Annotated in this window: 14 protein-coding genes; 5 read left to right on the top strand and 9 right to left on the bottom strand. The window is 61.6% G+C overall.

Features of this window, described 5'->3' with window-relative positions:
- Window positions 1-68 precede the first annotated feature (68 nt).
- Window positions 69-1,106, top strand: coding sequence for an L-glyceraldehyde 3-phosphate reductase (mgrA, locus tag ACLK1G_RS16845; protein ID WP_420766440.1), 1,038 nt, complete (start codon window positions 69-71; stop codon window positions 1,104-1,106).
- 186 nt (window positions 1,107-1,292) lie between these two features.
- Here the strand turns inward: mgrA and tauD are convergent, their stop codons facing one another.
- From tauD to ACLK1G_RS16810, 7 genes are all read right to left on the bottom strand, one after another.
- Window positions 1,293-2,135, bottom strand: coding sequence for a taurine dioxygenase (gene tauD, locus ACLK1G_RS16840; RefSeq protein WP_420766439.1), 843 nt, complete (start codon window positions 2,133-2,135; stop codon window positions 1,293-1,295).
- Between the two features lie 48 nt (window positions 2,136-2,183).
- Window positions 2,184-3,023, bottom strand: coding sequence for a taurine ABC transporter permease TauC (gene tauC, locus ACLK1G_RS16835; protein ID WP_420766438.1), 840 nt, complete (start codon window positions 3,021-3,023; stop codon window positions 2,184-2,186).
- Window positions 3,020-3,814 carry a taurine ABC transporter ATP-binding subunit gene (gene tauB / locus ACLK1G_RS16830; protein ID WP_420766437.1) on the bottom strand — a complete coding sequence of 265 codons (795 nt, stop codon included), beginning with the start codon at window positions 3,812-3,814 and terminating at the stop codon, window positions 3,020-3,022. The genes tauC and tauB overlap by 4 nt, the downstream gene beginning before the upstream one ends.
- Before the next feature lie 19 nt (window positions 3,815-3,833).
- Window positions 3,834-4,811: a taurine ABC transporter substrate-binding protein gene (gene tauA / locus ACLK1G_RS16825; protein WP_420766436.1), complete on the bottom strand. Its 978-nt coding sequence runs from the start codon at window positions 4,809-4,811 to the stop codon at window positions 3,834-3,836.
- Between the two features lie 183 nt (window positions 4,812-4,994).
- Window positions 4,995-6,578 carry a glutamate--cysteine ligase gene (gene gshA, locus ACLK1G_RS16820; RefSeq protein ID WP_420766435.1) on the bottom strand — a complete coding sequence of 528 codons (1,584 nt, stop codon included), beginning with the start codon at window positions 6,576-6,578 and terminating at the stop codon, window positions 4,995-4,997.
- Window positions 6,579-6,847: 269 nt separating this feature from the next.
- Complete coding sequence (locus tag ACLK1G_RS16815; RefSeq protein WP_420766434.1) at window positions 6,848-7,231, bottom strand: PaaI family thioesterase; 384 nt, start codon at window positions 7,229-7,231, stop codon at window positions 6,848-6,850.
- Window positions 7,231-9,555 (bottom strand): Tex family protein, encoded by a 2,325-nt coding sequence (locus ACLK1G_RS16810; RefSeq protein ID WP_420766433.1) that lies wholly within the window; start codon window positions 9,553-9,555, stop codon window positions 7,231-7,233. The genes ACLK1G_RS16815 and ACLK1G_RS16810 overlap by 1 nt, the downstream gene beginning before the upstream one ends.
- A 356-nt stretch (window positions 9,556-9,911) precedes the next feature.
- Here ACLK1G_RS16810 and ompR point away from each other — a divergent pair, with 356 nt between their 5' ends.
- Entirely contained in the window at window positions 9,912-10,652 is a 741-nt protein-coding gene (gene ompR, locus ACLK1G_RS16805; protein WP_003196691.1) for an osmolarity response regulator transcription factor OmpR, read from the top strand.
- Between the two features lie 111 nt (window positions 10,653-10,763).
- Window positions 10,764-12,077, top strand: coding sequence for an ATP-binding protein (locus ACLK1G_RS16800; protein WP_039592640.1), 1,314 nt, complete (start codon window positions 10,764-10,766; stop codon window positions 12,075-12,077).
- A gap of 130 nt (window positions 12,078-12,207) precedes the next feature.
- Here ACLK1G_RS16800 and rimK read toward each other — a convergent pair whose 3' ends face one another.
- Together rimK and rimB are read right to left on the bottom strand one after the other, a co-directional pair.
- Window positions 12,208-13,113: a 30S ribosomal protein S6--L-glutamate ligase gene (gene rimK / locus ACLK1G_RS16795; RefSeq protein WP_215003541.1), complete on the bottom strand. Its 906-nt coding sequence runs from the start codon at window positions 13,111-13,113 to the stop codon at window positions 12,208-12,210.
- Entirely contained in the window at window positions 13,110-13,592 is a 483-nt protein-coding gene (gene rimB / locus ACLK1G_RS16790; protein WP_039592641.1) for a retropepsin-like aspartic endopeptidase RimB, read from the bottom strand. Before rimB ends, rimK begins: the two co-directional genes overlap by 4 nt.
- A gap of 235 nt (window positions 13,593-13,827) precedes the next feature.
- Between rimB and ACLK1G_RS16785 the strand changes: the two genes are divergently transcribed.
- Entirely contained in the window at window positions 13,828-14,232 is a 405-nt protein-coding gene (locus ACLK1G_RS16785; RefSeq protein ID WP_420766432.1) for an RNA-binding S4 domain-containing protein, read from the top strand.
- A 243-nt stretch (window positions 14,233-14,475) separates the two neighbouring features.
- Window positions 14,476-15,378 (top strand): Hsp33 family molecular chaperone HslO, encoded by a 903-nt coding sequence (gene hslO / locus ACLK1G_RS16780; RefSeq protein ID WP_420766431.1) that lies wholly within the window; start codon window positions 14,476-14,478, stop codon window positions 15,376-15,378.
- Window positions 15,379-15,449 lie beyond the last annotated feature (71 nt).

The following is a 15,449-nucleotide window of genomic DNA, read 5'->3' as shown; positions in this document are numbered from 1 at the left end:
CGGCCTGACCGATGCGTCTGTGAAATGTTAGCTTCTGCCACTCGCCGTTCGCACAGAGAGCCTTTTCGATGACCTACACCGCTGCGCAAAACCGCTACGAGTCCATTCCCTATCGCCGCGTCGGGCGCAGCGGGCTGGTGCTTCCGGCCCTGTCACTCGGCTTGTGGCACAACTTCGGCGACAGTACGCCGATCGATACTCAGCGAGCCTTGCTGCGCACGGCATTCGACCTGGGCATCAACCATTTCGACCTCGCCAACAACTACGGCCCGCCCTACGGCAGCGCCGAAATCAATTTCGGTCGGCTGTTGCGTGAAGATTTCAAGCAGTACCGCGATGAACTGATCATCTCCAGCAAGGCCGGCTGGGACATGTGGCCCGGCCCTTATGGACAGGGCGGCGGTTCGCGCAAATACGTGCTCGCCAGCCTCGACCAGAGCCTGCAACGCTTGGGCGTGGATTACGTGGACATTTTCTACTCCCACCGTTTCGATCCCGACACGCCACTGGAGGAAACAGCCAGCGCCCTCGCCACAGCCGTGCAACAGGGCAAGGCTTTGTACATAGGCATCTCTTCGTATTCGGGCGTGAAGACCCGGGAAATGGCCGCGCTGCTCAAGGAATGGAAAGTCCCGCTGCTGATCCACCAGCCGGCCTACAACCTGCTCAATCGCTGGGTGGAAAAAGACCTGCTGGACGCTACCGATGAGCTCGGCACTGGCGTCATCGCTTTCACGCCGCTGGCCCAGGGACTGCTGACCGACAAGTATCTCAAGGGCATTCCGGCCGATGCGCGGGTGAATCGCCCGGGCGGTGGCTCGTTACAAGCGTCGCATCTGTCGGATGAAAATATCGCCCACGTCCGCGCCCTCAACGAAATCGCCCAGCGTCGCGGCCAAAGCCTGGCTCAAATGGCCCTGGCCTGGACGCTGCGCGATCCACGTGTCACCTCGGCCCTGATCGGCGCGAGCCGGCCGGAGCAGATCGTCGAGAACGTCGGGGCGTTGCAGAACCTCAACTTCAGCGCCGAAGAACTGGCCGAGATCGACCGGTTTGCCCAGGAGGGTGGGATTAACCTGTGGGAGAAGCCTTCGACGGCGGAGTAACACCGAACACCCCTGTGGCGAGGGAGCTTGCTCCCGCTGGGCCGCGAAGCGGCCCCAAACCCATTCAACGCTGCGTATCAGGAAAAGCAGTGGGACAGGTTTTGCGACTGCTGCGCAGTCGAGCGGGAGCAAGCTCCCTCGCCACGGGGATATGCGTTACCCCGGAAAACCATTCGGGCAAGGCACTCACCTGAAAAACGGCACATCCCCCAACACCGTCGCCCGGTGCATCACGCGCCGGGCGGGACGGTAGTCGTCCACGGCGAAATGCTGGGTCACGCGGTTATCCCAGAACGCCACGTCGTTGGCCTGCCAGCGCCAACGAACGGTGAACTCCGGTCGGGTGGCGTGGGCGAACAGCAGTTTCAGGATCGCCTCGCTTTCGGTTTCCGATAGCTCGTTGATTCGGGTGGTAAAGCCTTCGTTGACGAACAGCGAGCGGCGGCCGCTCACTGGATGAGTACGTATTACTGGATGGGACAACGGCGGGTTCTTGCGCCGTGCTTCCTCCCAGCGCACCAGGTCTTCAGGCGAGTTGCCGAAGCGCTCCAGCGGAAATGAACGGGTGAAATCGTGGGTCGCTGTCAGACCTTCCAGCAAACTTTTCAACGGCGCCGACAACGCTTCGTAGGCTGCAATGCCGCTGGCCCATAACGTGTCGCCGCCAAACGCCGGCAGCAGCTTGGCGCTGAGCACCGCGCCCAGGGCGGGTGTCGGCAAGAAGGTCACGTCGGTGTGCCACACCGCGTTATCGCGAACGTCGGTGACGGCGGTGTCGAGCACCAGCACTTCAGGCTGCTCCGGTATGTTGGGGTAGATCGGATGGATGTGCAGGTCACCGAAATACGCCGCGAAACGTGCCTGTTGCGGTGGTTCGATCGGCTGGTCGCGGAAAAACAGTACCTGATGTTCCAGCAATGCCTGCTCGACGAAATCCCGGTCTTGCGGACTCAGCGGTTGGCTGATGTCGATCCCGTTGATCTGCGCGCCGAGGGCAATGCTTAAAGGGGTAATGGTCGGGCGGCTCATTTTGATTCTCTCGGATGGGCGCCGAATGGTCGGCGTGGTCATTGCGTATCAGTGAGCCTGGCCGTGCCATGGCACCAGTTTGCGTTGCAGGGCGCGCAGGCCCATCTCCATGGCGAAGGCGATCACTGCGATCACCAGGATTCCCAGAACCACGACATCGGTGACCAGGAATTGCGCCGCCGACTGCACCATGAATCCCAGGCCGCTGGTGGCTGCGATCAGTTCAGCGGCGACCAGCGTCGACCAACCCACGCCCAGGCCGATGCGAATGCCGGTAAGAATGTCGGGCAAGGCGCTGGGTACGATCACATGACGAATCAATTGCGTCCGCGAGGCGCCCAGGGACTGCGCGGCGCGCAATCTGGCCGGGTCGACGGTGCGCACGCCGGTGGCCGTAGCGATGGCGATCGGGGCGAAGATCGCCAGGTAGATCAGCAGGACTTTCGACAGCTCGCCGATGCCGCACCAGATCACGATCAGCGGTAAGTAAGCCAGGGGAGGGATCGGCCGATAGAATTCGATCAGCGGATCGAGCACGCCACGGGCAATACGATTGGCGCCGATGGCGATGCCCACCGGTACCGCTGTCAGCACCGCGAACAACAGGCCCAGGCCAATCCGGCCGAGGCTTGCGCCCAGGTGTTGCCAGAGTGTTGAGTCCATGTAGCCGCTGGTTGCCAGCAGCCAACCCTTCTGCAGCACGGCGGAGGGCGGCGGCAGGAACAGCGGTTCGATCAGCCCGGTGGCGGTGATCGCCCACCAGAGAAACAGCAACACCACCAATGTCAGGCCGCTGATCCAGCGTGTGCTCAGCCTGCGTCGAGCGGGTGCGGCCGCGTGCGAATTCACGGCATCGCCGGCCACGGCTGGAATTTCATAGCTGCTCATGCGCGCTCCTGTTGTCGAGTGGCGCTGCGTTGGGAAAACACTCTGGCGAGCACGTGCTCGCGGGTCTCGATGAAGCGTGGATCGGACTTGATCGACCGGGCCGATTCGCCAGCGCCGTAGCGGTGGCCGAAATCCAGGCTCAGCCGCTCGACGATCCGCCCGGGATCGGGCGCCAGCAAAATCAGATCGGTCGCCAGGAACACGGCTTCTTCAATGTCGTGGGTAATCAGGAACACCGGTTTGGCGGTGCGCTGCCAGACCTGCAGCAGCAGTTCCTGCATCTGCTCGCGGGTGAAGGCGTCCAGGGCTCCGAACGGTTCGTCCATCAACAGTACCCGTGGATCGGCCGCCAGCGCGCGGGCCAGGCCGACGCGTTGCTTCTGACCGCCAGACAGCTGCCAGACGCGACGCTTTTCGAACCCGGCCAGGTCCACCAAGGCAAGCATTTCCCGGGCGCGAGCCTCGCGTTTTTCTCTCGCGAGCCCGGCCAGTTCCAGGCCAAACCCGACGTTTGCCAGCACGTCCTGCCAAGGCAGCAACGCATCGTCCTGGAACACCACGCCACGTTCGGCGCCCGGGCCTGACACTGGCACGCCGTCCAAGGTGATTTGTCCGGCGCTGGGCTCGACGAACCCGGCAATCAGGTTCAGCAACGACGTCTTGCCACTGCCGGATGGCCCGAGGGCGACCAGCAACTGCTGTGGGCCCAGGGTCAACGAAATATCCGCCAGTACCGGTTTCGTGGCGCCGGGGTACTGTGCGCTGATGCGCTCCAGCTGTAGCAAGGCCATCTCGGTGTCTCCTTTTTGATCAGCGAGTGATGTATTTGGCGCTGACGTACGGTGCGTAATCCGGCAGTACGGCTTCGACCTTGCCTTGCTCCTTGAGGAACGCGGCGGTGTTGGTTATCGCCTGGGTGGTTGGGGCGCCGAGGCTCAGCACCTGGTCTGCGGCCAAGGGGAATACGTTGCCTTGCAACAACAGCGGGATATCGCTGGCCTTGGCCCCGGATAGCTTCACCAGCTTGTCGATGTTGGACGCATCGGCCAGCCAGGCTTGTGGGTCCTTGCGGTACTGGGCGTAGGCATCCAGGGTGACTTTTGCGAAAGCCGTGACGATTTCAGGGTGCTGCTGGGCGAAGTCCTTGCGCACGATCCATGCGTCGAAGGTCGGTGCGCCAAATTGCGCCAGTTCCGCAGAGGTAATCAGCACCTTGCCGTTTTCCTTGGCGACGCCCAGGGCTGGGTCCCAGACGTAGGTGGCGTCGATGTCGCCGCGTTTCCACGCCGCGATGATGGCCGGTGGGGCGAGGTTGAGCACGGTGACTTTCGATGGGTCGATATTCCAGTGTTTCAGCGCGGCGAGCAGGCTGTAATGGCCGGTGGAAACAAACGGCACGGCGATCTTCTTGCCGATCAGGTCTTGCGGGGTCTTGATGCCGGAGCCGTCACGGGCCACCAAGGCTTCGGCGGCGCCGATCTGTGTCGCGATGAGGAATGTTTCTACTGGCACCTTACGAGTGATCGCGGCGGTCAGCGGGCTGGAGCCGAGGTAGCCGATCTGCACATCGCCCGAGGCGATGGCGGCGATGATATCGGCGCCGTTGTCGAACTTGCGCCAGGCGATCTTGGCCTGGGTGGCTTTTTCATACGCGCCATCGGCTTGGGCGACTTTCGCCGGGTCCACGGTGGTCTGGTAGGCGACGGTCAGGTCGGTTGCCTGTGCGAAAAAACTCGCCGCGGCCAGGGAGGCGGCTGCGAGAAGGCGAAGGGGGAAACTCAAAGACATGGTAAAGCTCCTCAACAAGCCGCCGGAGAGTCGGCGTTGGAGGAGACTAAATGATCTAAGAACTCTAAAATAAATAACTTTTTCGCATTAGCTTATCTGCGAAAAAGTCTATCGAGAAGCCACGAAACCCCTGTGGCAGGGAAGCAAGCTCCCTCGCCACAGAATGTTCTTGCCAGCGGCGAATCAGTTACTGATCGCTAGAATACTCGCCTGGTACGACCCCACGAACACGTCGAAATCACCCACTTCGTTCTGCTCCAACTCGGTTTGCTGGACCAGGGATCGCCGAGCATTTTCCTCGAAGGCAATTATTTCATCGGCCGACAGTGGCTCTGCGCGGAAAAACTCGGCGTGGGCCTTGCTCTGGCGCAGGGAGAACTGGGCGAAGCTTTCCTTGTGTTCGGCCATGGCCGCCAGTACCCGGGCGGATGGCGTGAGGGATGGGTCGCGGACTTTTGCCAGTTGGGCGTCCAGCGCCTGGCGGTGGTCATCACCACCTTGGCTTTGGTCGAGCAGTGCCGCCAGCGGGGCGATCTTGTCCAGCAATTCCAGGGCCCAGGCTTGCATGTCCACCGATTCACCCTGGCGCTGCAATTGCAGGCCTGGCTTGCGGCCTTCCTTGACCACCGTCAGGAAGTTGCTGGTGGCGTTGCTGCACTCGTTGTTTTCCAATTGCGGGCTGTCGTCGAGGCCGCAATACAAGAGGAACGCATCGAGGAACCGCGATTCGGTCAGGTCGATGCCCATCGGCAAGAACGGGTTGATGTCCAGGCAACGTACTTCGACGTACTGGATGCCACGGGCCATCAGCGCCTGGATCGGTCGCTCCCCGGTGTAGGTCACGCGCTTGGGGCGGATGTTGGAGTAGTACTCGTTTTCGATCTGCAGGATGTTGGTGTTGAGCTGCACCCATTCGCCGTTCTGGTGAGTGCCAATCTCGACATACGGCGCATACGGCGTTGCCACAGCCTTGCGCAGGCTATCGGTGTAGCTTGCCAGGTCGTTGTAGCAAGGCGTCAGGCCGGCCTGGGCGTTGCTCTGGTAGCCCAGGTCGCTCATGCGCAGGCTGGTGGCGTAGGGCAGGTACAAGGTGTCCGGGTCCAATTGTTCCAGCTGATGCGGTCGGCCACGCAGGAAACCGGCGTCGAGGGCCGGCGAGGCGCCGAACAGGTACATCAATAGCCAGCTGTAGCGCCGGAAATTGCGGATCAGGGCGATATAGGCCGACGACTGGAAATCCCGGTCGCTCAGATCGCTGGCTTCGTCCTGGCGCAGCAGGGGCCAGAGCTTTTCCGGCAGGGAAAAGTTGTAGTGGATCCCGGCGATGCATTGCATGGTCTTGCCGTAACGCAGGGCCAGACCCTTGCGATAGACATACTTGAGCCGACCGATGTTCGAGGTGCCGTAATAGGCGATCGGAATCTCCTCCTCAGCCGGCAGCGGACACGGCATCGAAGGGCTCCACAGGTATTCGTCGCCGAGCTTGCTGTAGACAAACCGGTGGATCCTGTCGAGGCTGCGCAGGGTATCAGCCGGGTTGGCCAGGGCCGGGGTGATGAATTCCAGCAGCGACTCGGAATAGTCGGTGGTGATCTGTTCGTTGGTCAGCGCCGAGCCCAGGGCTTGCGGGTGCGGCGTCTGCGCCAGGCGCCCGTTGTCGGTGACACGCAGGCATTCACGTTCGATACCGTGCAGGCACTGCTCGAGCAGGGAGAGGTTGGCGCGCTCGCCGAGCAGGGCCAGGCGGCGGTTTAAAAGGTCGCTCAAGTTGAATTCCTTCACGCGTCAGTCGCCCCAATATGGGGGTGGGCAAGACGGTCTACAAGGGTGAAGTTAAAACTGGCGTTTTCGCCTGGTTTACATACGGTCAAAGAAGATCGCCGCCGTCCCTCGTGGGAGCGAGCTTGCTCGCGATAGCGGTATATCAGTCAACTAAATGTGACAGGTCCATCGCCATCGCGAGCAAGCTCGCTCCCACAGGAAAGCCCGACACCGCATTCGTGGCGTCGAAATTAACTCAAATCGATGACCAGGAGCTATAGGACAGCGAACGTGCCTTGCGCTTTTGCGACCAGCTTGTCGCCTTGCATCACATCGGCCTCGACCACCAATGTGCGCCGGCCCGGGTGGATGACCCGGGCGGTGCACAACACCTCGCCGTCGGACACGGCGCGGATGTAGTTGATCTTGCATTCGATGGTCGCAGACTGCTGGTCGAAGCCATGGACACTGGAGCAGGCCAGGCCCATGGCGATGTCCACCAGGCTGAACAGCGCGCCACCGTGCAGCTTGCCGCCGCGATTCCGCAACTCGGGGGCCAGATCCAGGGTGACTTGCGCCACCCCGTCCCCAAGGCTGTGCAAACGGCAGCCGAGCAGCTTGAAAAACGCGCTCTCCACCAACCCGGCTGGCGCGTCCATCAGCGTTTCTTCAATTGCTTGGCGTTGGCGAACAGCGAGGCCATGGCGTTGTTCGCCGGGGCCGCCGTGGCGGTTTCCTTGCGGGGCGCGGTGTTCTGCGACTGGCGTGGGGCGGCGCCTGGGCGAGCACCGCGGGCACCGTCGACCTTCTCACCCGGCGTGTCACTCATGCGCATCGACAGGCCAACGCGTTTGCGCGGGATATCGACTTCCATGACCTTCACTTTCACCACGTCGCCGGCCTTCACGGCTTCGCGCGGGTCCTTGATGAATTTTTCCGACAGTGCCGAGATGTGTACCAGGCCGTCCTGGTGCACGCCGATATCAACGAACGCGCCGAAGTTGGTCACGTTGGTGACCACGCCTTCGAGGATCATGCCCGGTTGCAAGTCCTTGAGGTCTTCGACGCCTTCCTGGAATTCGGCGGTCTTGAATTCCGGACGCGGGTCGCGGCCCGGCTTCTCCAGCTCTTGCAGAATGTCGGTCACGGTGGGCAGGCCGAAGGTTTCGTCGGTGAATTTCTTCGGGTCCAGGCGCTTGAGGAACGCGGCGTCGCCGATCAGCGAGCGGATGTCGCGGTCGGTCTGGGCGGCGATGCGTTGCACCAGCGGATACGCTTCCGGGTGGACCGCCGAGGAGTCGAGCGGGTTGTCGCCGTTCATGACGCGCAGGAAGCCGGCGGCTTGTTCGAAGGTTTTTTCACCCAGGCGCGGGACTTTCTTCAACGCGGCGCGGGTCTTGAACGCGCCATGTTCATCACGGTGGGTGACAATGTTCTGCGCGAGTGTCGCGTTCAGGCCGGAAATCCGCGCCAGCAGTGCCGCCGAAGCGGTGTTCACGTCCACTCCCACGGCGTTCACGCAATCCTCCACCACGGCGTCCAGGCCACGGGCGAGTTTCAGTTGGGACACGTCGTGCTGGTATTGACCGACACCGATGGATTTCGGATCGATCTTCACCAGTTCCGCCAGTGGGTCCTGCAGGCGACGGGCGATCGACACCGCGCCACGGATCGACACGTCCAGGTCCGGGAATTCCTTCGAAGCCAGCTCCGACGCCGAATAAACAGAAGCACCGGCTTCGGAGACCATGACCTTGGTCATTTTCATGGCCGGGTATTTCTTGATCAGTTCCGCTGCCAGCTTGTCGGTCTCGCGGCTGGCGGTGCCGTTGCCGATAGCGATCAGGTCCACCGAATGCTTGGCGCACAGGGCGGCGAGCACCGCGAGGGTCTGGTCCCATTTGTTGTGCGGCACGTGCGGGTAGACCGTGGCGTGGTCCAGCAACTTACCGGTGGAATCGACGACCGCTACCTTGCAACCGGTGCGCAGGCCCGGGTCCAGGCCCAGGGTGGCGCGGGGGCCGGCCGGCGCGGCCAGCAGCAGGTCGTGCAGGTTGTGGGCGAATACGTTGATCGCCTCGGTCTCGGCGTTATCGCGCAACTCACCGAGCAAGTCGGTTTCCAGGTGGGTATAGAGCTTGACCTTCCAGGTCCAGCGCACCACCTCGGCCAGCCATTTGTCGGCGGCGCGGTTCTGGTTCTGGATGCCGAATTGCTGGGCGATCATGCCTTCGCACGGGTGCATGGTGCCGGGCAGTTCTTCACCGACCTTCAGCGCGGAGCTGAGAATGCCTTCGTTGCGGCCACGGAAAATCGCCAGGGCACGGTGGGACGGCATGCTCTTGAGCGGTTCGTCGTGCTCGAAGTAGTCGCGGAACTTGGCGCCTTCCTCCTCTTTGCCGGCGATGACGCGGGCACTGAGGGTCGCCTCCTGCTTGAGGAAGTTACGCAGCTTTTCCAGCAGGTTGGCGTCTTCGGCGAAACGCTCCATGAGGATGTACTTGGCGCCTTCCAGCGCGGCCTTTACGTCCGCCACGCCTTTTTCCGCATCGATAAAACGCGCGGCTTCGGTTTCCGGGGCGAGGGTCGGGTCGTTGAACAGGCCGTCGGCCAGCTCGCCGAGGCCGGCTTCCAGGGCGATCTGGCCCTTGGTGCGGCGCTTTTGCTTGTAGGGCAGGTACAAGTCTTCGAGGCGGGTCTTGGTGTCGGCCAGCTTGATGTCGCGTTCGAGTTGCGGGGTCAGCTTGCCCTGCTCCTGGATGCTCGCCAGGATGCTGATGCGCCGTTCGTCGAGTTCACGCAGGTAGCGCAGGCGCTCTTCCAGATGACGCAATTGAGTGTCATCGAGGCTGCCTGTCACTTCTTTCCGGTAACGGGCGATGAAAGGGACCGTGGAGCCTTCATCGAGTAGCGCGACGGCCGCTTCGACCTGTTGTGGGCGGACGCCGAGTTCCTCGGCGATGCGGCTGTTGATGCTGTCCATAAAACCACCTGACAAATTGTGAAATCAGGCTCGCCACCGCAGAAGCCGGGCTCGGCGAGACTGGTTGAGCGGCCTGGCGTGCGCCGCTGCCTGGGTCAAAAGGCTGCCTGTTGACCCGTGAAATCAAAAAAATGCTGCCTGGCCAGGGGGAAAAGGTGTTTCGCCGGTGTAACGATCCGGCCCTGTCCTGGCACAAAGGCCGCGCATTATAACCAGCGTTCAACCGTTAGGGTGCGTCGCGCCCGTGGGCTTGATCAGCGGATTGCTGGAGATAGGCGAAAAATCTGCTAACAATGCACACGGTACGCACAACGGCAGCTAGGCCATAATGCGCGCCGAGATCAAAGGAGCTTCCTATGAGCAGCACCGCACAAACTGCTGAAGGCGAAAAAATTCTGATTGTTGACGACGATCCAGGGCTGAGCAGCCTGCTGGAGCGCTTTTTCGTCAGCAAGGGTTACCGAGCCCGCACTGTACCGAACACGGAGCAAATGGACCGTCTGTTGGCCCGTGAGGTTTTCAACCTCGTCGTCCTCGACCTGATGCTGCCCGGTGAAGACGGCTTGACCGCCTGTCGTCGCCTGCGCGGCGCGAACAACCAGATCCCGATCATCATGCTGACCGCCAAGGGCGACGAGCTGAGCCGTATCAAGGGCCTTGAACTGGGCGCCGACGATTACCTGGCCAAGCCGTTCAATCCGGACGAGCTGATGGCGCGGGTCAAGGCGGTCTTGCGTCGCCAGTCGGCGCCGGTGCCGGGCGCGCCGGGCAGCGAAGACGAAAGCGTCACCTTCGGCGACTATGAACTGTCGCTGGCCACCCGCGAGCTCAAGCGCGGCGACGAGGTACACATGCTCACCACCGGTGAGTTCGCGGTCCTCAAGGCTCTGGTGATGAACGCTCGCCAGCCGCTGACCCGAGACAAGCTGATGAACCTGGCCCGTGGCCGGGAATGGGATGCGCTGGAGCGTTCCATCGACGTGCAGATTTCCCGCTTGCGCCGGATGATCGAGCCCGATCCATCCAAGCCGCGTTATATCCAGACCGTCTGGGGCGTAGGCTACGTATTCGTGCCGGATGGCGCCGCCAGCAAGTGATCGGCGATTTGTAGGAGCGGGAAGCCTGGTTGATTGAAGTCTTTTCCAGGCGACTCGCGGTCCGTCATTGTGCGAGCATCGCTCGCTCCTGCAAGTGTGTAGCGGCTATTCATGAAAACCCCCGTTTGGTTCCCCCAGAGTTTCTTTTCCCGCACCCTCTGGCTGGTGCTCATCGTCGTGCTTTTTTCCAAGGCGCTGACGTTGGTCTACCTGCTGATGAACGAAGACGTGCTGGTGGACCGCCAATACAGTCACGGCGTTGCCTTGACATTGCGGGCCTACTGGGCGGCCGACGAAACCAATCGAGCAAAGATTGCCGAGGCGGCGACGTTGATCCGGGTGGTCGGAGCCGGCGTGCCGGAAGGCGAGCAGCACTGGCCATACAGCGAGATCTATCAGCGGCAGATGCAGGCCGAGTTGGGCGCCGACACCGAGGTGCGATTGCGCATGCACTCGCCGCCGGCATTGTGGGTGCGCGCTCCAAGCCTTGGGGATGGTTGGCTGAAGGTTCCGCTGTACCCCCATCCATTGCGGGGCCAGAAGATCTGGAACGTGCTGGGCTGGTTCCTGGCGATCGGCCTGCTTTCAACGGCTTCGGCGTGGATCTTCGTCAGCCAGCTCAACCAACCGCTCAAACGCCTCGTGTACGCCGCCCGGCAATTGGGCCAGGGGCGTAGTGTACGGTTGCCGATCAGCGATACGCCCAGCGAGATGACCGAGGTGTACCGCGCCTTCAACCAGATGGCCGAGGATGTCGAGCAGGCCGGACGCGAACGTGAGCTGATGCTTGCAGGGGTCTCCCATGACTTGCGCACGCCCCTGACCCGGTTGCGGTTATCGCTGGAGTTGATGGGCGAGCACACCGACCTGACTGATGAGATGGTCCGCGATATCGAAGACATGGACGCGATTCTTGACCAGTTCCTGGCATTCATTCGCGACGGTCGTGATGAGTCGGTGGAAGAAGTCGATCTCAGCGACCTGGTTCGGGAGGTGGCTGCACCCTATAACCAGAACGAAGAGAAGGTCCACCTGCGCCTGGAGCCGATCCAGCCGTTCCCGCTACGTCGCGTATCGATGAAGCGCCTGCTGAACAACCTGATCGGCAACGCCCTGAACCATGCAGGCACCGGTGTGGAAGTGGCCGCCTACGTTTCGGGCGATACCAGCGCGCCCTACGTCGTGCTGAGCGTCATGGACCGAGGCGCCGGCATCGATCCGTCGGAATTGGAGGCCATTTTCAATCCGTTCACCCGAGGCGATCGCGCCCGGGGGGGAAAGGGCACGGGACTGGGCCTGGCGATCGTCAAGCGCATCGCCTCGATGCACGGCGGCAACGTCGAGCTGCGCAATCGCGTGGGCGGCGGACTGGAAGCGCGGGTGCGGCTGCCGTTGGGCTTGATGTTGCCTCGGGATGCGGTGTAGCGGAATCGCTCGGAAGGCGCAAAACCTGTGGGAGCGAGCTTGCTCGCGATGCGGTGGCTCAGCCAAATTTATGTTGGCTGACACACCGTCATCGCGAGCAAGCTCGCTCCCACAGTAAACTATAAATGGATTACCCCTTGCCCTTGGTCCGGGTCATGTTCGGCCCGCCGTTTTTCTCCAGGTGCTCGATGATGATCCCTGCCACGTTCTTGCTGGTGGTGGTCTCGATGCCTTCCAGGCCTGGCGAGGAGTTGACTTCCATCACCAGCGGCCCGTGATTGGAGCGCAGGATGTCCACGCCAGCCACCGCCAGCCCCATGACCTTGGCTGCACGCAGGGCGGTCATGCGCTCTTCCGGCGTGATCTTGATCAGGCTTGCGCTGCCGCCGCGATGCAGGTTGGAGCGAAACTCCCCTGGCTTGGCCTGGCGCTTCATCGACGCGATTACTTTGTCGCCGACCACGAAGCAACGAATGTCCGCGCCCCCGGCTTCCTTGATGTATTCCTGGACCATGATGTTCTGCTTCAGGCCCATGAATGCTTCGATCACCGACTCCGCCGCCGTTGCGGTTTCGCACAGCACCACGCCAATGCCCTGGGTGCCCTCCAATACCTTGATAACCAGAGGCGCGCCATTGACCATGGCGATCAGGTCGGGAATGTCATCTGGAGAGTGGGCGAAGCCGGTCACGGGCAAGCCGATGCCACGCCGAGACAGCAATTGCAGCGAGCGCAGCTTGTCTCGCGAGCGGGCAATCGCAACGGACTCATTGAGGGGATACACCCCCATCATTTCGAACTGGCGCAATACCGCGCAACCGTAGAAGGTCACCGACGCGCCGATACGCGGGATCACCGCATCGAAGCCTTCCAGCGGCTTGCCGCGGTAATGGATTTGCGGCTTGTGGCTGGCAATGTTCATGTAGGCGCGCAGGGTATCGATCACCACCATTTCATGGCCACGCTCGGTCCCGGCCTCGACCAGGCGGCGGGTGGAATACAGACGCGGGTTTCGCGACAGCACAGCGATCTTCATGCAACACCTGTGGCAGAGGTAGTGGATACCGGGAATGCCGGCTTGTCTTGAACGTATTTGATGCCTGGATTGACCACCAACTGGCCGTCGATCAAGGCCTTGGAACCCAGCAACAGGCGATAACGCATGGATTTGCGGCAGGCGAGGGTGAATTCGACCCGCCAGAACCGATCGCCCAACGCCAGGGTGGTGCTGATCACATAGCGGACCTGGGCGTGGCCGTTGGAGCTCTTGATGGTCTTGCGCGCCACCAAGGGTGCTTCGCAGCGGCGATGGCGCAGTTGCACGACGGTGCCGAGGTGCGCGGTGAAGCGCACCCATTTTTCGCCGTCACGCTCGAATGGCTCGATGTCGGTGGCGTGCAGGCTCGAGGTGCTGGCGCCGGTGTCGATTTTTGCCCGTAGCCCGGCGACTCCCAGATCAGGGAGCGCCACCCACTCGCGCAGACCGACAACGGTCAGATGGTCGAAAGTCTTCAATAAAAACAACCTGAAATTGGCGCATCGGATTGCGGGTCCCGCGAATCGCGGTATTCACGCAGAATAATCACAAAATGACGACAGTTATCTACGTACTTGTTTGCATGTGTAACCGATGCCGACGCATGCCATGCGGACAGGCGGTTCGGCGGGCATTCTATCCGTCGGGACGGATTCGTGCGCCCGACAAAAACGGTAGTACAGTTCCAGCCATAGGTTAGAAAGAGGAATCCAAGTGGCACAAAAAAGCGAAGAGGATGACAAGGTCCGTCTCGATAAATGGTTGTGGGCGGCACGATTCTATAAAACCCGTGCCTTGGCCAAGGCTGCCATTGAAAGCGGCAAGGTCCATCACCGGGGCGAACGATGCAAGCCTGGCAAAGAGCCACGTATCGGTGACGAATACGTCATTCGAACAGGCTTCGACGAAAAAACGGTGGTCGTCGAAGCTTTGTCCATCGTGCGTCGCGGCGCGCCGCAGGCTCAAACGCTATACCGCGAGACCGAAGCCAGCGTCGCCAAGCGCGAAGCGGCAGCCGCCCAACGCAAGGCCGGTGCCCTGGGTGTGAGCACCGATGGCAAGCCAAGCAAGAAACAACGGCGAGACCTGTTCAAGTTCCATGGGAGCAACAGCGAGTAAAGCATCGGCCACACCGGTAACCCGTGGCGAGGGAGCTTGCTCCCGCTGGGCTGCGTAGCGGCCCCAGAATCTTGCGGTCGCTACGCCACCGAGCGGGAGCAAGCTCCCTCGCCACAACAGCGCTGCACATGCAGATAGATGCTCAGTCTTCCCACAAAGCAAAATCATGGCTTGCTTGGAACCCATCCTGAATGCCCATAAAATGCCAGCCATCCATTGCCATCACCTCAGAACCAGACTCCTATGACTGATTTACCGGATACCGACTACACCCAACGTTTCATCTTCGATGACAGCGACGCCCGTGGCGAGCTGGTAGCGTTGGAGCGTAGCTACGCCGAAGTCCTCGCCAAGCACCCCTATCCGGAGCCGGTCGCGCAGTTGCTCGGCGAGTTGATGGCCGCCGCGGCGCTGCTGGTGGGTACCTTGAAATTCGATGGCTTGTTGATTCTCCAGGCCCGCTCCGAAGGCCCGGTGCCATTGTTGATGATCGAGTGTTCGAGCGAGCGTGAGATCCGAGGCCTGGCCCGTTATCACGCCGAGCAGATCGCCCCCGACGCGACACTCTCCGACCTGATGCCCAATGGCGTTTTGGCCCTGACGGTCGACCCGAGCCATGGCAAGCGCTACCAAGGCATTGTCGATCTCGACGGCGCAACGCTGGCCGAGTGCTTCACCAACTACTTCGTCATGTCCCAGCAGACCAACACACGCTTCTGGCTGTACGCCGACGGGCGGCGTGCCCGCGGCCTGCTGTTGCAGCAATTGCCGGCCGACCGCATTCGTGATTCGGAAGAACGTGATGCCAGCTGGCAACACGTCACCGCTCTCGCCAGCACCTTGAGCGCCGATGAGCTGCTGGGCCTGGACAACGAAACCATCCTGCATCGCCTCTACCACGAAGAACAGGTTCGCCTGTTTGAAGGCCAGCCGTTACGCTTCAAATGCAGTTGCTCCCGTGAGCGTTCCGGCAATGCGTTGGTCAGTCTGGGTCTGGAAGATGCGCAGCAATTGGTGATCGAGCATGGCGGCGCCATCGAAATCGATTGCCAATTTTGCAATGAGCGCTACCTGTTCGATGCCGCGGACATCGCCCAATTGTTCGCCGGTGCGGGTGTCGACACACCGTCAGATACTCGTCACTAAATCGGTTCAGCGCAGGTAAATCTCCTGGCAAACGCCGGATTTACGCCGTACTGACGGGAGGGCCCTACTCT

The sequence above is a fragment of the Pseudomonas algeriensis genome, from assembly GCF_048847255.1.
Taxonomy (GTDB): Bacteria; Pseudomonadota; Gammaproteobacteria; order Pseudomonadales; family Pseudomonadaceae; genus Aquipseudomonas.
This window is presented reverse-complemented; position numbering and strand designations above follow the sequence as displayed.